Genomic DNA, 18,862 nt, shown 5'->3' on the forward strand with positions numbered 1-18,862 from the left:
CTTTCTTGCTAATTTGGAAATTCCCCATAAAACCTGAACATTTACTCAAGTTTTGAGGGGGATATCCTTTACATTTACAATAGAGCCTTTTGAAAGGGAACAACAAAAGTATGATTCTTGTTCAGGGGAGAGGATCTAGATGTTGGGAAAAGATGAACTAGCTGAACTAGCGGATCGCGTCTATCATCGGATGATCGATAAGACGACGAATGATTGGGGAATGGGTATCGATAGCTGGGATTGGGTTCCGGGCGTCGGCGTCATTTCAATTCTGGCTTACGGCAAATTAATGAACAATCATGAAGCCATCGAATATTTGCTTCAATGGACGGCTCGAAATAAACAATTGAGTGAGCAAGTAAATGTCATCAATTCCATGGCGCCGTATGCGATCTTCCCTGATTTGTATCGGCTGGGGGGCGAACATTGGTACTTGGATACCGCGCTCAATGTCGGGGATTGGATGCTAACGGAAGCACCACGCACGCGGGAAGGTACTTTTGAGCATACAGTCACGGAGAATGTTCAGTTTTCCGAACAAGTGTGGGCGGACAGCTTATTTATGACCGTACTCTTTCTGGCTCGACTTGCAAAGCTAACTGGTGATCGCAAATACGCGATAGAAGCGGAATTCCAACTACTTAGCCATTTACGTGTGCTTCAGGATCCGTCAACGGGTGTATTGTTCCATGGCTGGAATTGTGAGGAGAAGAATCATATGTCCTCCGCTCGTTGGACGCGTGCGAATGCATGGGTCATCCTCGCAATTCCTTGGATTGCGGAGGAGATTGGTACCACGACGCCATTTTCAGATGAGATTGTAGAACGATACCAGCGGCTTGCAGCAGGACTACGGCATTTCCAAGGGGTATCTGGCATGTGGAGTACCGTCATGGATCAATCCGAATTTTATAAGGAGACATCCGGGAGCGCAGGCATCGCGGCGGGTTGGTTAGCTGGTATGCGATTAGGTTGGCTGGATGATTCATACAAGAAAGCCATTAATCTGGCATTGCATGGCGTTATAGATCGGATTGACCCTGACGGTACAGTACAAGGGGTATCTGGAGGAACGCCAGTTATGCCGAGCATTGCGGCCTATGATGAAATTCCGTGCATTCCGACCCTGTATGGCCAAGGGCTAACTCTTATTCTGTTATCACTCGCACACGCAGACTGTGGAAAATTCTATGCCTAATGTACAACTGACGTTCCCTGAGGGGAAACATAAGGTACTCACGATGAGTTATGATGACGGAAGATCAGCCGATAGACGATTGTTGCACTTATTCAATCAATATGGCATTAAAGGAACTTTCCATTTAAATTCAGGCCTGGCCGGACATCACGAACGAATTCCTTTGGAAGAAGTCAAGGATCTGTACAAAGGCCATGAAATCGCGGTGCATACGGTTACGCATCCGACACTAACACGATGTTCAAGGGAGCAAATCGTTGGTGAGATAATTGAAGACAGGAAGTCTATAGAACGAGTCACAGGCTACCCGATCAGAGGGTTTTCCTATCCCAACGGTTCATTCAACCGCCAGATCCAAGAGATGCTCCCACACCTCGGGATCGAATATGCCAGAAACGTCCTAAGTCATGGGAATTTTCACCTGCCAGATGATTACTTCGCGTGGAACCCGACCTGTCACCACAACCAAAACCTTCTTGCGTTGACCGAGACATTCAAGCAGCTTGGTCGAAGACAGCATCTTTATTTGATGTATATCTGGGGACACAGCTACGAGTTCGATCAAGACAGTAATTGGGAACTAATCGAGAGCTTTTGTGAATCGGTTAGTGGTCGTGAGGATATATGGTACGCGACGAACATCGAAATCGTAGATTACATGCGAATCTATCAGAGCCTACGATTTTCTGCTGCGATGGATCTTGTATACAATCCCTCTTATCATTCGATATGGCTGGAAGTGAATGGTGAAGTCATTGAAGTGAAAGGCGGAAGTCAAATAATACTGGTACGGTAATCTGACCACGCAAACAACGAATTCGTAATCAAGATAGATTCCCTTTTGTCCATCAAGGCTCTTAACTAGAGAGAAACGATGGAACAGGAGGGAGTTTTTCTATTTCTAGAATTTTAAAGAGTGATATAGGAATTCACGACGAAATGAATGACATCCAATCATCTGCTGAGGGAGGGATATGTTATGCGCTTAAGTATTTCGGGGAAAGTTATGATGATTTATGGATCGATCTTTATCATCGTTATTATCCTTACCTTTAGCTTGTCTTATTTCGGGATGGTAGGACGTCTGCGTAGTGATTTGAAAGATACACATATTGCGCTACTCAAGCAGATCGACGATAAGATCGAACTCGTGTTTCGCTCAACAGAGAAAGATTTGCTGAATTTATCTGAACAACTTGAATACGTGTATTTCATGTATGACAGTTACGATGATGTCTCACAGAAGTATGCGAATTTCTTCGGTTTATCGAACAAATTGAAAACGATGGTTCATGCCAACAATCAATTTTCCTCCGTCTTTATTTACTCGAATACGAGCGGTGATGTATTAACGGATAAAGCTTATATCAACAAAAACGAGTCAGAAGATCATTGGTTAGGAAGTTATCTAGATATGGATGGTTATACGAAGTGGATCGCGACGCACAAGATATGGGATGGGGAGAAAATGCAGGATGTCGTCACATTAATCCGACCCTATCCGCTAATTAGTAGTCCGGCTTACCGGAAAGGTCTTGTAGCTGTCAATATTAATGAAGAGGTACTCTACCGCATGATTAGCGATGTGTTCGATGGCAATCAAGAAGGAATACATACGTTCATCATCGATGACAAAGGGAACATCGTGACGCATGATGACAAATCACAATTATATAAGAATATGACAGACATTCCTTACATCAACCGGATACTAGGTGAGAAGGGGAGTGGGCAATTCGCAGTCGAATGGAATGGAGGCAAGCAGTCCATCTTCTATACGAAGTCCAATTATACGGGTTGGAGAATTGTAAGCGTTATTCCTGAGACTCAGTTGTACCATCCATTAGCATCGATTCGAAATCTTATGATCGGGATTGTTGTCTTGATGGTCGTACTCGCATTATCCGTGCTGTTCTACGTGAACCGTCGAACCTTTAGACCGCTGGATCGCTTGGCAAATAAAATGACTGGCGCATTCAAACCAATGAAGCCGGAGCACGCCGCCAGACTTGATTATTTAGAGACGGTATTTGATCAAATGTTCATGGATCGCGAGCAGTTGGAGCAGCGAGTTCGGGACTCCAAGCCGATCCTGAAATGGAGAATCGTGATGGATATGTTAGCGGGTTATCGAACTGAGTATTCGTCCGTAAGCATCCAGTTAGAATTTACTGGGTTTCCATTGCATCCGAGCATGTTTGTCGTCTGTACAGCTGAGATTGAGAAAGAAGGCAGTATGAGCTCCAAGGATGAGACGCTATATACCTATGTGTTCTGTAATGTCGCCGAAGAGTTGATCAATATGGAGACCGCCGGCATTGCAATCGATTTAGGTTCAGGTAGATCTGCCATTATTTTTAGCTTCGCAGAAGGAGATGTGGAACAGAACCATTTGCATGCCCTAACGATTCTTGAACTCATTCTGGACATTATGAAGCATCAGTTCGGACTATGCGTAACGGCAGGGGTAGGTAGATGTTATTTCGATATGAAGGATATTCCGACATCGTATGAGCAATCACAAAAAGCACTTCAATATCGCATGGTGTTCGGCAGCCATGCCGTTATCTCATTTGAAGATTTGATCGGCTCGGATAATCAATATTATTACCGGCTCATTAAAATGACAGAGCGCATTATTGAAGCGCTTAGGCACACGGAGATCGAGAAAATCAGGATAACTGTTGCACTCTTATACCAGGAGGCGATTGGGAACAGTCTGTCCCCGGAACTCATCCGGCATTTATCCTATGAGCTGGTGATAAAATCGTTGCAGGCCATTGCTGTGACAGGCATTGAAACAGACGAAGTACTAGATAGCATGGGCAATCTACACGAACGAATGAACCGTTGTCATGATTGGAAGGTACTGGAGCAGATCGTGCTGGACGTGCTTACGCAGATAGCAAGCAAAGTAAAAGAGAAGCGGGAGCAGCGGGGCAGTAATAAATTGATCGAGGCCATGTTGATCTATATCGAGGAGCATTATAGAGAAAGCGAATTTTCACTTGCACAGTTGGCTGATCAGTTTGAGCTCACTCCTACGTACATCAGCAAATTGTTCAAAGAGCATACCGAGAAGAACTTCATTGATTACTTGATTGAGACACGGATTAAAGCTGCTGTTGGCTTGCTCATAGATAAGAATCGCAAAATCAACGATATTGCCGAAGAGGTTGGGTATAACAATACTCGAAGCTTTTTACGGGCATTTAAGAAATATACAGGCATGACGCCTTCGGAACATCGGGATTGGATGCTAGATACGAATGCCGAAATCACCGTGGAATAAGATTTTTACGAAACTCATCACAAAAAAATGAACGAAGCATAAAAAATGCGACCCGACATCTTGTAAGAAAAGTCACTCATAGCATAAGGCGTCTCTTTCCGGGTTAAGGCTTCTTATCCTACAATTTGAATCGTAGCATTCATCAGTCGCATGTCTTCATGCGAAAGGGTGAGGCGAGATGATATGAAAGGATGAGAACATATGAAAGGGAGGTTAGCGACAGCGAAATCGCAGGCCGGATCGCATGTAGTACGAAGCGGAACACACAGGCGGTCGATCTGGAGTAGAATGCTGCAGGACAAACATTTATATCTAATGCTTGTGCCTGTCATCGGATTTTATTTTCTATTTAAATACGTGCCGATTGTCGGAGAGGTCATTGCTTTTAAAGATTACAGATTCTCGGACGGTGTATTCGGCAGCGCTTGGGTTGGATTCAAACATTTTCAAATGATATTCGCAAGCTCAGATTTTTGGAGGATTCTAAGAAACACGCTTGTTCTTAACTTGTATAGTCTGGTGTTCGGCTTTCCTGTTCCGATACTACTAGCTCTCTTATTAAATGAAGTACGTCGTAACTGGTATAAGCGGATCGTGCAAAATATGCTGTACATTCCCCACTTTATGTCGTGGGCAGTGCTAGGGAGCATTGTTATTGCTGCGCTATCGCCGAGTACGGGAATCGTGAATCTTCTATTGAAGAAAATAACCGGCGGGGAAAGCATCTATTTTATGGCAGATTCGTTCTGGTGGCCTATTGCCTATACCCTTGCAGGGATTTGGCGAGAAGCTGGTTGGGGAACCATTCTTTATCTGGCGGCCATGGCTTCGATTGATCCTCAACTCTATGAAGCAGCTAAAATCGACGGCGCCGCCAAACTGCGGCAAATCTGGCATATCACATTGCCCGGCATTCGCGGTACTATAGCCATTTTGCTCGTTCTCCGAATGGGACAAATGATGGATGTCGGATTGGAGCAGACCCTTGTCCTCCAGAATAATTCCGTACTGGATGTGGCCGATGTCATTAGTACTTTTGTGTATAGGGTAGGGCTTCAGAACATGAACTACAGCTACACGACGGCCATCGGTTTGTTTCAATCCATCATTGGTGTCATTCTTATTCTCAGCGTCAATCGACTGATCCGACTTTTCGGGGAACGGGGGTTGTGGTGATCCAATGATACGAACCGAAAAAAGACTCTTAAATAAACTCGCAATGGTAAGCGCTTACGCAATCCTAGGTGTTATTTCGTTGTTAACCTTATTTCCCTTCTGGTACGAAATCGTGGCATCTTTCAGCAGCAGCAGGGCAATTACGTCCGGTGAAGTGTTCTTGTGGCCAATTGAATTCAATACCGTTGCTTATGGCCGGCTATTCGATGATGGACAGCTCATCAAAGCGATGGGAAATACCGTCGTCGTTACGATTATCGGAACACTATTAAACGTAGTAATGACGATTATGGCAGCATACCCGCTCTCAAGGAAGAGATTGGTGGGACGAAGCGTATTGCTGATGTTTATTACAATCTCCATGCTCTTTGTCGCTGGATTGATTCCAAATTTTATTTTGATTAAGTCGCTTGGGCTTATGAATTCATATTGGTCGGTATGGCTTCCAGGCTTGATTAGTACGTATAACATGTTCGTGATGAAGACGTTTATGGAAGGGTTGCCGGAGGAAATTGAGGAGTCGGCATCCATCGATGGCGCGGGCGACTGGCGGATCCTTTTACAAATCTATTTGCCGCTATGCAAGCCGATTTTGGCGGCGTTGTCTCTGTTCTACGCTGTCAGCTGGTGGAACAGTTATTTCAACGTAATGCTGTATATCACAGAATCAACGAAGCTGACCGTTATGGTCAAGCTGTATCAGATGATTAGTCTGGTGGACAGTAACTTATTGAACAACAACATGGGGGGGAATGAGGCATTGGAGCAGGTACTCCTGACACCAGAGGCGCTGAAGGCGGCTGCCGTCGTCATCGTTGTCACGCCGATCTTATGTATGTATCCATTCCTACAAAAACATTTCGTCAAAGGTGTACTTATTGGGTCGGTCAAGGGTTGACGACTGATATCACTGGGCTGAAGGCTCTTGATATAGTTCAATAGGAAAAAGGGGATGAAACGATGAAGAAGCTGAAACAAGCCATGATGACCATGATGGTGATCACGATGTCCGTGACGATGCTGGCCGCATGCAGCTCGAACAAAACTGTATCGGAGCAACCGGTTAATTCATCGGGCACAGCTGCCACAGTAAACGAGGAAAACAAGAAAGAAATCAGCATTTCGATGTTTGATCGTGGGAAAGTGCCGACAGAAGAAGGAACGTACGAGAATAATCGCTGGACGAAGTGGATCAATGAGAAATCACCCGTCCATGTGAAATGGGTTCCTATTGCGCGGAACCAAGCACAGCCGAAGTTGAATGCACTCATCGCCGCTGGGGAAGCACCTGATCTAATCTGGGAATACGATCGGAATTACATCAGTCAGTTGGCAAATCAAGGCGCAATCCAACCGATTGGCGAATATATCGACAAATACAGTACGACGTACAAGGCGTATCTAGAGAAGCATCCTGAGCTACTGCCCTACTTGAATTTTAACGGAAAAATTTATGCGGTGTCGTTCGCACGGGAAACGCTTGCCAACCACGGGATGTGGATACGTCAAGACTGGTTGGATAAGCTTGGACTGAAAGCGCCGACAAACGTGGAAGAGTTCATCGATGTTGCCCGAAAGTTCAAGGAGGGGGATCCGGATGGCAATGGTCAAGCAGACACCGTACCGATCGCATTAAGCGTGAGTTCCAACTCGATTGATCAAGCTTTCTTTTTTACAAGCGAGAACCAATGGTACGTCGAGGATGACAAACTGCAATTCGGCAGAACGCTAGATCGGTATGTGGATACGTTAACCTTCCAGAAGCAGCTCTTCGACGAAGGATTAATCGACAAGGAATATATCACGGATACGAATTTCCAGCGCTCAGGGCAACTGCTGACGACAGGCAAAGCTGGCATCTACCTTGCCAACTGGGATATCGAAGAGTTGAATAATAACTTAATAAAAAATGATCCCACAGCAAAGCTAGTTCCATTGGAGTCGATCAGCAGCAAATATGGCAAAAACGGATTGTATCAAGAGGCACCGCCGAGCGTATTCACCGCGTTCAATAGCAAAATGAATGAAGATCAGATTAAATCAGCAATTCAATTTATCGATTGGATGCTGCAGGATGGTTGGGAACCGCTCAGGTATGGCGAAGAAGGCGTCCACTTTAACATGGTCGACGGCGTCCGGCAGAAAACCGACCCGGATAAATTCAAGAATGAAGTTGCCTATGCTTCTGAATATGCGATCATGCTCGATAATGTGTTACGTCCAGAGACGTTCCTCGCTATGGCGGCCGAGGATGAGCAGTCACAAAATTATGCCAAAGAGAAGGGTAAGTCGCTTGAACTGGTCATGAAAAATAAATACCGCAGAGATATCCCTTTTAATCCTGATTTCCCGGAATTGACCCAATTAATCGCGACATTTAATCCGATCGCACAACAGATTGAAGCGAAGGTTGTGACCGGCGGAAACTCGATGACGCCTGCACAAGGTCTGAACGAGTTACAGAAAGAATGGAAGCGTCTTGGCGGCGACAATGTGGAGAGGCTCGCGCAAGCGTGGTATGACGCAAACAAAGATAATCTGAATTAGAACGCTGTTGAAACACTCGGTAGGTATACTTCTGATTGCCTAAAGGATCAGAAGTATACCGTAACCAGGTAAAGCTAAGGAGGAAAAACATGTCGAGCACGCAATTCAGCAGAATACACGAAGAGGAAACCCAGTGGCTTCCCTTCCTCAAGAAAGCATTGGAACCCAAACATGTGAATTACAATGATGAGATAAAGTTGCTTCGCACACCGTTTACGAGTCCAGGGTATCATACGAAGCTTAGAAATGTAGAAAATGTTCACCCCATCCGGGAGTCTCTGGATTATGCCCTGGCCATTCTGGATTGCCATGAAGATGCTTATAAAGATCGGGCGTTCGAAATACTGCGAACGATTCTATCCCTTCAGGATCAGCAGCCGGATTCGCCTACCTTCGGAATATGGTCATGGTACTTTGAGGAGCCTCTGTCCATGATGTCACCGCCGGATTGGAACTGGGCTGATTTCATCGGGAGGCGACTACTGCAAGTGTTGATACGTCATAGCAACCGACTTCCAGGCGATCTTGAGCAATTAACAAGCCAGGCGATCTCCCATAGCTGCGAAGCCATCATCAAAAGAAATGTCGGACCTGATTACACGAATATTGCGATTATGGGGGCATTCGTTACATTGATTGCAGGCGAACGCTTAAAGAACCGCACCTATTTCGAGTATGGCTTGGAACGACTCACGCGCCTATACGATTATTCTATGCAGACCGGCGCATTTCTCGAATATAATAGCCCGGCGTACAGTACGGTAGCCATTCTGGAACTATCCGCACTTGTGATGTATTCGAATACAGCAGAGGCCAAGCGGTTGGCGAACGAGATGTTAGAGGCGACCTGGCTGATGGTTGCCGAGCATTTCCACCCGATGCTGAAGCAATGGTCCGGACCCCACGCCCGTTCATACCAGACATTCCTAAGTAATTCGCATCTCTCATTCCTTCAGATGGCCTGTAAAGGTGACGTGTCATTTGTAAGCAATGACGAATTCGTATATGGACTGGAATGGTATGCGCAAGGCATCGTCTGTCCGGAGCGGCTGTATGGACTGTTCACCAGTATTGTTGAGCGGGAACTGAGGCAGGATTTGCCTCCTTATCACGAGTTCCGGACGCGGAAGGCTTATACGTACATGACTTCTGAGTTCACGCTTGGCACGTTCAATCATAATGTGATGTGGAAGCAGTGCCGAAATCTGCTGGGTTACGTTCACACCGGAAATCAGGGGCGAAGTTATATCCAGCTTCGGGTGCTGCATGACGGTTACGACTTCTGTTCGGCGGTGTATACAAGTGTACAGGAGCAAGCTTCCGTACTATATGGCATCCAATTCGCTCTGGACGGCGGAGATACACATGTGAATTTGGATCCTATCCACGGTCGAATGACGGCGTCAGATCTGCGAATCCGGCTTGAAATTGGCAGTACTGGTGATGTACCTGCATGGAAACAGATCGGCAAAGATACATTCCAAACGTATCTTGGAGAGATGACGTTATCGGTCAAGGCTTTATATGGCGCGATGGATGAATTCAGTGTGTTTCATTGGGAATTGGACGAAGAGGGTCCGATTGTTAGCTTGGATTACGTCCTCTACAAAGGAGAACCTTCGATGATTGACTTCCATGCGATGAAGGAAGCGTTGTTCATGTTTGCATTGACGCTTTGCGGACCGGACGAGGATTCCGACAGAAGGTCGTCGCTCTCTATCTCGGAACATGAAGTTCAAACATCGTTGGAGTCGCCTGACCAATCGCTAACATTGAAGCTAGCGAAGAAGCCATCCGAACGGGTCGTATTATTTCATAATTAACAAATAAGGAGGACGTAAGTTCTGAAGTTTGTGAACGTGAAATCAAGTAGATTAACAATAAATAATTGAGGTGAGAAGGGTGTTCAATAAGAGCTCAACGAAAGCCTCCAATCGTATCTTGGGGTTAACATTGTCGTTAGCCTTGCTTCATAGTCTTGTACTGCCATGGCCTGCACCGATGTTCGTAACGTCATCTATCGCCTCTGCTAATACTGCTCCCACAGTTGTCCAGTTGAATCCGCTCGAAGATACCTATGTCAATGCTGGAGGGAATGCGAGTAAAAATTATGGGACCTCTAATCAGCTCATTGTCAAAAATTATAACGCGGATATTAATTTAAATCGGCAAACGTATTTAAAATTCGATCTTAGCTCCATTACCGGAGAGATTGGCACGGCCAAAGTAAAGGTATATGCCATTGATACAGAGAATTCGACGATCGGCGTTCAAGCGTATGGCATGGAGGACGACACCTGGGAAGAGCAGTCAGTGACCTGGAACAATAAACCTGACATCAATCATTATTTGTCCTCCGCTAATGTCGGTAAGACGGCAAGCTGGCAAGAATGGGATGTAACGGCCTTTGTCAAACAGCAAAAGGCTGCAGACGGTATAGCAAGCCTAGCATTGATACAGCAGGCGGTGCAAGGCCATTCGGTCTCTATCAACAGCAGGGAGAACATCGTCAACCAGCCCTACCTGGAGATTTCTTCCAATAGGACGAATGCAAATGCACCGAGTTGGCAAGGTGGTGGAGTACTGAGCGTCACCAATATAACGGAGTCTGGTCTACAGCTCGAATGGTCCACAGCAACCGACCCAGTTGGCGTGACCGGTTATACGGTGTATCGAAATGGTAGCATCTTAGGGACGGTGAATGGAACAACGACTTCTTACACCGTATCGGGATTGCAGCTAGGTCAGAATTATACGTTCAAAGTGGAAGCCGGAAACGCCCAGAATCAATGGAGCAATGATGGTCCGTATGTTACAGCAGCGACACCAACGACGAAGCTGATCCAGACCCGTCCAGGGAATGTCTATACGAACAGTGAGCCGATTCAGTTCAAAGTCCGAACGGCGAGGCCATCTGTCGCATGGTCTGTTTACGATTATCAAGGAGCATTTGTATCGGAAGGCGTGGCACCAACGGTTCATAACGAAGCCATATGGACTGTTCCACATTCCACGTATGGATATTTCACACTGCATGTCAGAGCCGATCTTGCAGGGAGCGATCCTGTATTAATTAAAACACCATTCACTGTACTTGCCACTCGTGATGCAACGGGAAATGAACATGCACCGTTCGGAGTATCGACTCATTTGCATCGTTTTCCACAGGCCATGACTCCTGATATCGTGAAGCTGATGAAGGATGCCGGCATCCGCATGGTGCGGGGCGGCTATGAGTGGCCTGGCATCGAGCGACAGCAGGGGAACTACACCTTTACCCCTCAGCCGGACTATTACATGAATATGCTAGATTCAGACGATTTTGATTTCCTTTATGTATCCGGATACACTAACCCCAATTACGACAATAACAGTACCCCTTATACAGATGCCGGGCGGACAGGATTCGCCAATTATATGAAGGCTTACGTCGATCATTACCAAGGCCAGATGGATGCCGTTGAAGTATACAACGAATTTTATGGCAGCTTCGGAGATCGCGGCAATGGGCCAGCCGATTCCAAACCAGAATTCTATTATCCACTCTTAAAGAAAACGTATGAGACGATCAAACCTATGTACCCTGAACTGCCTGTTCTTGGCACATCGACAGTAGGTAATCTCAAATGGATTGAAGATGTGCTTAAGCTGGGCGGCATGTCATATATGGATGGGTTCTCGATTCATCCCTATCTATATCCCGGTGCGCCGGAAGGGTATGAAACCCAGATTGCTGATTTGAAAAATTTGATTCTGAAGTACAACAACGGAAATCTGAAGCCGATCTGGATTAATGAGACCGGATGGCCAACCCAGCTTGATGCCCGCGGCGTGGATGAGAAGACCCAAGCCAATTATTTGCTTCGCGCTTATGTCGTTGCAATCGCGAATGGTGTGGATCAGGTTGTATGGTACGACCTGATCAATGACGGGATCCAAAATATTAATGAAGATAACTTCGGCCTTTTGCGAAATCCGAACGATCCGTTAGGGAGCCTTACGCCAAAGCCTGCCTATACGAGTTTTGCGACTATGACAAGGATACTGAACAACGTACAGTTCGTTGCGCGGGATGTCACGGAAGAAGATATTCGAAGCTATACGTTCGATAAAAATGGTGAACCGGTTCGTGTCTTATGGACAACAAGCACATCGACGCCAGTCGTCATACGTACGCCGAGTCCGATTCAGATCACGGATATGATGGGAAATACGCACACATACACGCCGTATAATGGCAACGTATTTGTGACATTAAGCAATGAACCCTTTTATGTGGCAGGAGAAGTTAGAGGTATTGAGAAGGATTCCACATTTACGTTAACAAGTAAGTCATCACACGTAGGTGATTCGATGTCACTCGCCCTTGAGACGGATAACAAGATGTCCGATGACTTTGATTTCAATCTAGTTGTAGAAGGACAGCACTATTCGGTGTCTACACCTAGCGGTCAGAAAACGACGGAAACAATCAGCGTGCCGAGTGGTAACGAACCGGGTACTCGTCTTATTACAGGCGTATTGATGAATGGGAGCGAGAGAGTCGGCCTGTTGAGAAGTTCGGCATCGACACTTCCATCGTATAACGTTCAGGTACGACCTACTCTTAATGAATCGGATAGCAGCAAAGCACTTATGGTTACAATTAAGAACGAATCCACAACCAAGCCGATTCAGATTAATAAAGTGGAATGGAGATTCGGAACCCAATCCGGATCGGAGGTTCTGAATGTTTCGATTCCAGCTGATGCATCTACCTCCGTGAAATTCCCCCTATCTGCCATTAGCCTTGGTGTTAGTAGTACAATTAAAGTGACAGTTAATGTCGATGGTTTTGATCCGTATACCTACACGGGATCTGCCGAATTTAATCCTGTGCCCCTTAGGTCTGTTGCAGTAGATGGAGTGCTGGATCCGGACACGGCAGCCAGCGCATCTCCGATCGATCTGTCGAAGGGTACGGTCAAAATGACAGGCTATCAAGGTGCAGGAGATTTAAGCGGAAATGTCTGGATCAGTTACGATACAAACCAACTCTATCTATCTGCGAAAGTAAAGGACAATGTGCATTATTCTTCTTTCCTGGGTGCCGATATTTGGAACAACGACAGCATTCAGTTTGCCATTGCGAATGGCCTTCCGGGTGAAGAATCGTATTGGTACGAAATCGGAATTTCTCAAACACCTGATGGTCCGCAAATATACAGTTGGAATGCCCCTCCGGGCGTGATTAAAGGACCCATCACCAATGGTCAGCTAGCTATTACAAGAGATCAAGAGCAGAATACGATCTACGAACTATCTCTCCCTTGGTCGGAAGTCGCACCGATTAAGCCGGAGAAGAACGGGAACATCAGCTTCTCGTTGCTTGTTAATGACAATGACGGATCCGGCAGAAAAGGGTTCATTGAATGGGGAGGAGGAATCGGCGACGGGAAGTTATCTTCCAAGTTTCGTTCCATGCAGTGGATTGTTACTGACATGACCCCTCCGACGACGATCGCTTCACTCGAAGGGACGGAACGTAACGGTTGGTATATGAGCAGCGTACAAGCGACACTGAGCGCAACCGATGACAAGTCCGGTGTAGCATCCGTGGTATACAGTTTAGATGGCGGGAAAATATGGCTGCCGTACACGATTCCTCTGACTTTTGAACAAGACGGTATGTATACCCTACTGTATCGATCGATGGATCGAGCAGGAAATGTGGAGGCAAACCAGAAAATCACCTTCCGCATAGACAAGACTACACCAACGGCATCAATTGTATACAGCACTACGGAACCGACCAAACAAGAGGTCATCGCTACAATGACGGCAAGTGAGCCGGTTACGATAACGAACAATGAGGGAGCAGATAGCTATACGTTTAAGGAGAATGGCATCTTCACATTCGAATTCGTTGATGCAGCAGGGAACACGGGTACGGCGAAAGCGGAGGTAAGCAACATCGTGGCGAATGCTTCTGGGGGTCCCGGTAAACCCGAACTATCAAGCAATAACGGCCATGATACAGGCTTAATGGACGGAACTTATGACGTAAAGATGAACATGTGGTGGGGAAACAACGGTACGACTTACAAATTATATGAGAATGATGCACTCATCGATACACAAACACTCAAAGACGCATCACCTCAAGCCCAATCCACAGTCACCTCCGTGACGTACAAGGCAAACGGTACGTACCGCTATTTCGCTGAACTGACAAATGCATTCGGTACCACGCGAAGCAACATACTAACTGTGCGCGTGACCGATGCTGATCCAGGCCAACCAGTTCTCTCACATGATAACTGGAATGGGGATGGAACCTTCAAAGTGAGCATGAACATGTGGTGGGGAACAAATGGGTCGTCGTACCGGCTTTATGAGAACGGCGTGCTCATCGATACCCAGACGCTCACCAATAAGACACCTCAAGCGCAATCGGCAGTAACGGAGACCCGTGATCTACCGGCGGGCACGTATGAATATCGATGCGAGCTTGTGAACGAAGCTGGAGTGACATCGAGTAATACGATCACCGTGTACGTGCAATAATCCTTAACCGTTAAATCACAAAGACGCCAATACATCACGTGGTATTGGCGTCTTCAACATGTTGAGCATTCGGGCTTCTGCCGCAGCTGCATATTGCTAGATGATTAGGCTTGAAACGTTCACCCATCAATTGATGAGTGAACGTTTTTTTGCTGATAATCCCCCCTTATTCCTTGGACATCGGAGTATGGTACACTTCAAGACAAATCTTGGTCATCTCATCAATGGATTTTGCAAAGTCGGATTGTATCCATTTGAGGAGAACATTATAGAGGGCCCCCGCTTTAAAGTATATTCGATACACATTTTCATCGCTTTTGTCGTGAGCAGTAGAGAGCATCATTTCATTCAAGCAATCCAGAATCACATCATCAAACTTTGCGCTTTGAAGTGCTTTGTAGATGTTCCGCTGCTGAAAAACAACTTCAAAAAGCACTCTGATAAATTTTTGAGGTTCCTTAGCTTTGCCTGTTAATTCATTTGTGTAAGGTAAGAGTTTTTGATTAATTTCGAAAATAAGCGAATCGACCAAATCCACCAGGATCTCTTGCTTGGAGGAATAGTTGTTGTAATAGGCCGTTCGAGAGACCCCTGCACGCTTCACAATATCGGTGATGGTGATTTTGTTAAAAGGCTGTTCCTGGATCAAGTAGACTAATGCCGTGCAGATGGCTTCTCTTGTCAAACGGTTGGTTTCTTTATTGGAACGATGCTGAGAGGTATTCGGACTGTATAATTCATGATTTGAGATGACATTTCCCCTCCGTTTGTACATTCTGGTGTTCATTTTATTGTTTTACATGAGTCTTTTCAATATGCTAAAACCATAAGGCATTACAAATGTAATGTCAAAATAGGAGTAGATACAATAGGAGGGCGTCATGTTAGAGAACTTATATAGACGATTGTCAGCGGGGCTGCTTTTGATCCTAGCACTTTGTGCTACGGTATTTATTGGTAAAGAAACGGTAATCTCGACAGTGACCATTATCCTTTTGTTAGCGGAATTAGGCATCTCCTTTTTACTTTTAAAGAAGCGTGAGAAGTTACATGTAGTGTTAATTAGTGCGATGGTGGGAGAAGGGTTGTTCTTACTAACAAGAGAGTTTTGGCTGCTTGCGCTTTCTATCTTGCTGCTGATCGTAGCGGGCATATGGAGAGGACTCTTTGGACACAAGGTGCGCAGTAGAGTCACTCCATTGATAGTGGTTCGTAAAGTGTTAATCAGCATTGCTGCTCTTATCGTTACTGTACTTTGTGGTATTGGAATCTATGCAAAACCTATTACAATACCTGTGGCATTACCAACTGATGCGGCTGTGATGATCGATGAACGTAAATTGGATTCTGCAGCAGTGATGCTGAAGGATATTGAAGTAATGAATTCTTTTGGAAGCCGTACAACTGGATCTGAGGGTCATAATCAATTTATTTCATGGCTGGAGCAACAGGTAACAGATATGGGGCTGAAAGTTTATCGTGATCACTATACTTTTGACCGATGGGAAGAAAAGAGCAGCTCTTTAATGATTGATCAGCAGTCAACTCATGTCTCTTCAGCTTTTCCTTATTCCGGGGAAACTGACGAAAATGGGGTAACAGGGGAGCTGGTATATACGAAGCGTGGTGAGTATGACCAGGCCAGCGGAAAAATTGCTGTCATTGAAATTGAGAATTTCAGAAATTTCCCAAGTGGGATCGTTATGAACATGCGGGATTCCTCTCCAATGGAAAGCCAAATTGCCCCAAATGAAGGCGATCTAGTCCTCACTACAGCTTTAAAAGAAGCTAAATTGGAGCAAGCGAAGGAAATGGGTGTGAAAGCTGTTGTTGTTGTCTGGAAAGGGGTATCCGACGATAAGGTTGAAAAGCAGTATGTGCCCTTTACTACAGCTTATGCTGGAATTCCTGCGATCTGGGTCAATGAAACGGAAGGGAAAAAGGTGATCAGTGCAGCCCAGGAGCACAAAGAAGGTACGGTTATTTTAGAAGCAGAAATACAAAAAAATGCTCCAACAGAATCCTTTTATGTGAAAATTGACGGAAAAAATAAAGATGAAGCGATTATCATAAATACCCATACGGATGGGATAAATGTGGTGGAGGAAAATGGTGCTGTGGGCATGCTGTCCATGATTCGTTACTTACAGCAGGAGCAGCCGGAACGTACGATGATTTTCGCTTTTGTGACAGGCCATTTTAGATTACCGGATTTCAAAGGATCTTCTCAGGCGACTTCCACTTGGATGGAGGGGCATCGAGAGCTCTGGGATGGCAAGAAAGGCCATATAAAAGCTGTAGCTGGAATTACGGTTGAGCATTTAGGCAGTATGGAGTGGAAGGACGATGATACGGGTCACTATAGACCAACTGGAAAAATAAGTACAGAATATACCTATGCGGGCAATGAAATGATGGCGTCCATATGGCTGAAAGCTATTGAAAAGTCCGACGGCACACGTACTGTATTATTACGTGGACATAACAAGTTTGAGTTTGGAGAGAGTCAGCCTTTATTTGAAGCAGGGATACCGGTGATTGGCTTCATTCCAATGCCCGACTATCTGCTCGTGGATAGTGAAGACAGAGAGATGGGCAAATTTGATGCAAAGCTCATGCATACACAAATTATATCGTTACTGAAAGCGGTCAAGATAGTGGACGGAACGGAGACGACTAAGCTTGGAAAGTCAGATGGGTATTCTTTTTTCTATGGCCGTACTAAATGATGAATTGGAGATTGGCTGATGATGAAGAACTTAGTACCAAAAAAAAGGAGAAAAAAACTACATGTTGATCAAAAGTGTTAAGGATCTTGAATTACAAGAGTTTACAACTTGCTTTAACGAAGCCTTCTCCGATTATGTAATTCCATTTCATGTTTCTTCGGAGTATTTAGCTGATAAATTTGCAGGTGCGGGAGTTAATTATCAGATGTCGTTTGGTGCTTTTGATCAAGAGAAGCTGGTTGCATTTGTTATGCATGGCATCGGGGATCGTAACGGCGAAAGTACTGCATTTAATACTGGTACAGGAGTCGTTCCTTTATATAGAGGGAGACGGCTAGTCGAACAAATTTATCGTCATGCTCTTCCCATCCTTAAAGAAGCTCATATTCAAAAGTGTTTGCTTGAAGTGATTCAAACGAATGATAAAGCTATAAAAGCGTATACCGCCATAGGATTTCAAATTCATAGAGAATTGGCTTGTTTCAAGGGGCGTATTGATGTCACCCTTCCGGACGATCATAGACATACATTCATTACTATGGTTCGACTGGAAGAATTCGATTGGACATCGGTACATTCTTATTGGAATTTTGAACCTTCTTGGGAACAATCTGTTCATGCAATTTTACGAAATCCGCATTTATACGATGTGGTCACGATAAGGGAAGAGAATAAGATTTGTGGATACGCGGTAATAAAATCGGCCAACGGAGCAGTTGTACAGTTCGGTATTTTGCGAGAAGAAAGAAACCAGGGATTTGGGCGTTCCTTATTTCATTGGATGGGAGAGAGACATTCTATCATCACCGTCAATAATGTAGACAAAAGAGATACAAATTCTATACGTTTCCTTCAAAGTGTTGGTCTTGACGTATACATCGAGCAATATGAAATGGAGAAAGATTTGTCATGACGAAGATGACATTAGCTTTAATTCAAAAACACTGATGATTTGAGTCAGTGTTTTTTTTGTTGCAGAAGGGGGTATATATTAGAGGTTAAAATGAGGAAATATTGTTTTTTTCTAACATCGAAGTAGGAGGAGACTTGTGAAATCATATATACGCTATTGAATCAATAGCTCTTTTGGGTTCTTTTTATGTTATTCACTGAGTTGTCAGAAAGATTTGACCCTTTCTTGAACATTTAGGGATTAAGAGATATCTGTGATTGAATTACTTGCAATTTAAGATAAGATGATTTTAATCATTAGGTCACGTTATTAATTTGACTGCTCAGTATCAGGTAAATCAGGCTCGCCAACTCTTGCTTTGTGAAATTTTTCTCTTTTTACATAGCAAAGAACGAGGAACGTCATACTAAAACGAACAGGCAACGATGTCGCTGAGCCCTGCTAAACCTGATATTGAATGC

The 18,862-nt window shown here is 45.0% G+C and carries 11 protein-coding genes; 10 read left to right on the forward strand and 1 reads right to left on the reverse strand.

Annotated elements, in window-relative coordinates; all coding sequences use genetic code 11:
- Positions 1–139: 139 nt before the first annotated feature.
- The 8 genes from MKY99_RS15430 (at position 140) to MKY99_RS15465 (ending at position 14,759) form a co-directional block, all read left to right on the forward strand.
- On the forward strand, positions 140–1,198 hold the full coding sequence (locus MKY99_RS15430; RefSeq protein ID WP_339241129.1) for a glycoside hydrolase family 88 protein: 1,059 nt from the start codon (positions 140–142) through the stop codon (positions 1,196–1,198).
- Positions 1,191–1,994: a polysaccharide deacetylase family protein gene (locus tag MKY99_RS15435; RefSeq protein ID WP_076283710.1), complete on the forward strand. Its 804-nt coding sequence runs from the start codon at positions 1,191–1,193 to the stop codon at positions 1,992–1,994. Before MKY99_RS15430 ends, MKY99_RS15435 begins: the two co-directional genes overlap by 8 nt.
- Before the next feature lie 183 nt (positions 1,995–2,177).
- Positions 2,178–4,490, forward strand: a complete 2,313-nt coding sequence (locus MKY99_RS15440; RefSeq protein WP_076283709.1) for a helix-turn-helix domain-containing protein — start codon at positions 2,178–2,180, stop codon at positions 4,488–4,490.
- A gap of 201 nt (positions 4,491–4,691) precedes the next feature.
- On the forward strand, positions 4,692–5,666 hold the full coding sequence (locus tag MKY99_RS15445; RefSeq protein ID WP_339264796.1) for an ABC transporter permease subunit: 975 nt from the start codon (positions 4,692–4,694) through the stop codon (positions 5,664–5,666).
- Positions 5,667–5,709: 43 nt separating this feature from the next.
- Complete coding sequence (locus MKY99_RS15450; RefSeq protein WP_339264798.1) at positions 5,710–6,564, forward strand: carbohydrate ABC transporter permease; 855 nt, start codon at positions 5,710–5,712, stop codon at positions 6,562–6,564.
- A 62-nt stretch (positions 6,565–6,626) separates the two neighbouring features.
- Complete coding sequence (locus MKY99_RS15455) at positions 6,627–8,213, forward strand: extracellular solute-binding protein (RefSeq protein ID WP_339264800.1); 1,587 nt, start codon at positions 6,627–6,629, stop codon at positions 8,211–8,213.
- 89 nt (positions 8,214–8,302) lie between these two features.
- Entirely contained in the window at positions 8,303–10,036 is a 1,734-nt protein-coding gene (locus tag MKY99_RS15460; protein WP_339264802.1) for a hypothetical protein, read from the forward strand.
- A gap of 130 nt (positions 10,037–10,166) precedes the next feature.
- Positions 10,167–14,759, forward strand: coding sequence for a DNRLRE domain-containing protein (locus MKY99_RS15465; RefSeq protein WP_339264804.1), 4,593 nt, complete (start codon positions 10,167–10,169; stop codon positions 14,757–14,759).
- Between the two features lie 166 nt (positions 14,760–14,925).
- On the opposite strand, the gene MKY99_RS15470 is transcribed toward MKY99_RS15465, so the two are convergent.
- Entirely contained in the window at positions 14,926–15,546 is a 621-nt protein-coding gene (locus tag MKY99_RS15470; protein ID WP_339264806.1) for a TetR/AcrR family transcriptional regulator, read from the reverse strand.
- Between the two features lie 94 nt (positions 15,547–15,640).
- On the opposite strand from MKY99_RS15470, the gene MKY99_RS15475 reads away from it, so the two are divergent.
- Together MKY99_RS15475 and MKY99_RS15480 are read left to right on the forward strand one after the other, a co-directional pair.
- The gene (locus tag MKY99_RS15475) at positions 15,641–17,488 is read left to right on the forward strand and encodes a hypothetical protein (protein WP_339264808.1); all 1,848 of its coding nucleotides are present in this window, start codon (positions 15,641–15,643) and stop codon (positions 17,486–17,488) included.
- A 61-nt stretch (positions 17,489–17,549) separates the two neighbouring features.
- Positions 17,550–18,401 carry a GNAT family N-acetyltransferase gene (locus MKY99_RS15480; protein WP_076283694.1) on the forward strand — a complete coding sequence of 284 codons (852 nt, stop codon included), beginning with the start codon at positions 17,550–17,552 and terminating at the stop codon, positions 18,399–18,401.
- The last annotated feature ends 461 nt before the right edge of the window (positions 18,402–18,862 follow it).

It is taken from the genome of Paenibacillus sp. FSL R5-0470, from assembly GCF_037975205.1.
GTDB lineage: Bacteria > Bacillota > Bacilli > Paenibacillales > Paenibacillaceae > Paenibacillus_AQ.

Excerpts from the sequence above, each read along its gene's own strand:
- MKY99_RS15430 (WP_339241129.1), top strand. The coding sequence starts at position 140 with ATGTTGGGAAAAGATGAACTAGCTGAACTAGCGGATCGCGTCTATCAT.
- MKY99_RS15435 (WP_076283710.1), top strand. The coding sequence starts at position 1,191 with ATGCCTAATGTACAACTGACGTTCCCTGAGGGGAAACATAAGGTACTC.
- MKY99_RS15440 (WP_076283709.1), top strand. The coding sequence starts at position 2,178 with ATGCGCTTAAGTATTTCGGGGAAAGTTATGATGATTTATGGATCGATC.
- MKY99_RS15445 (WP_339264796.1), top strand. The coding sequence starts at position 4,692 with ATGAAAGGGAGGTTAGCGACAGCGAAATCGCAGGCCGGATCGCATGTA.
- MKY99_RS15450 (WP_339264798.1), top strand. The coding sequence starts at position 5,710 with ATGGTAAGCGCTTACGCAATCCTAGGTGTTATTTCGTTGTTAACCTTA.
- MKY99_RS15455 (WP_339264800.1), top strand. The coding sequence starts at position 6,627 with ATGAAGAAGCTGAAACAAGCCATGATGACCATGATGGTGATCACGATG.
- MKY99_RS15460 (WP_339264802.1), top strand. The coding sequence starts at position 8,303 with ATGTCGAGCACGCAATTCAGCAGAATACACGAAGAGGAAACCCAGTGG.
- MKY99_RS15470 (WP_339264806.1), bottom strand. The coding sequence starts at position 15,546 with ATGAACACCAGAATGTACAAACGGAGGGGAAATGTCATCTCAAATCAT.
- MKY99_RS15475 (WP_339264808.1), top strand. The coding sequence starts at position 15,641 with ATGTTAGAGAACTTATATAGACGATTGTCAGCGGGGCTGCTTTTGATC.
- MKY99_RS15480 (WP_076283694.1), top strand. The coding sequence starts at position 17,550 with ATGTTGATCAAAAGTGTTAAGGATCTTGAATTACAAGAGTTTACAACT.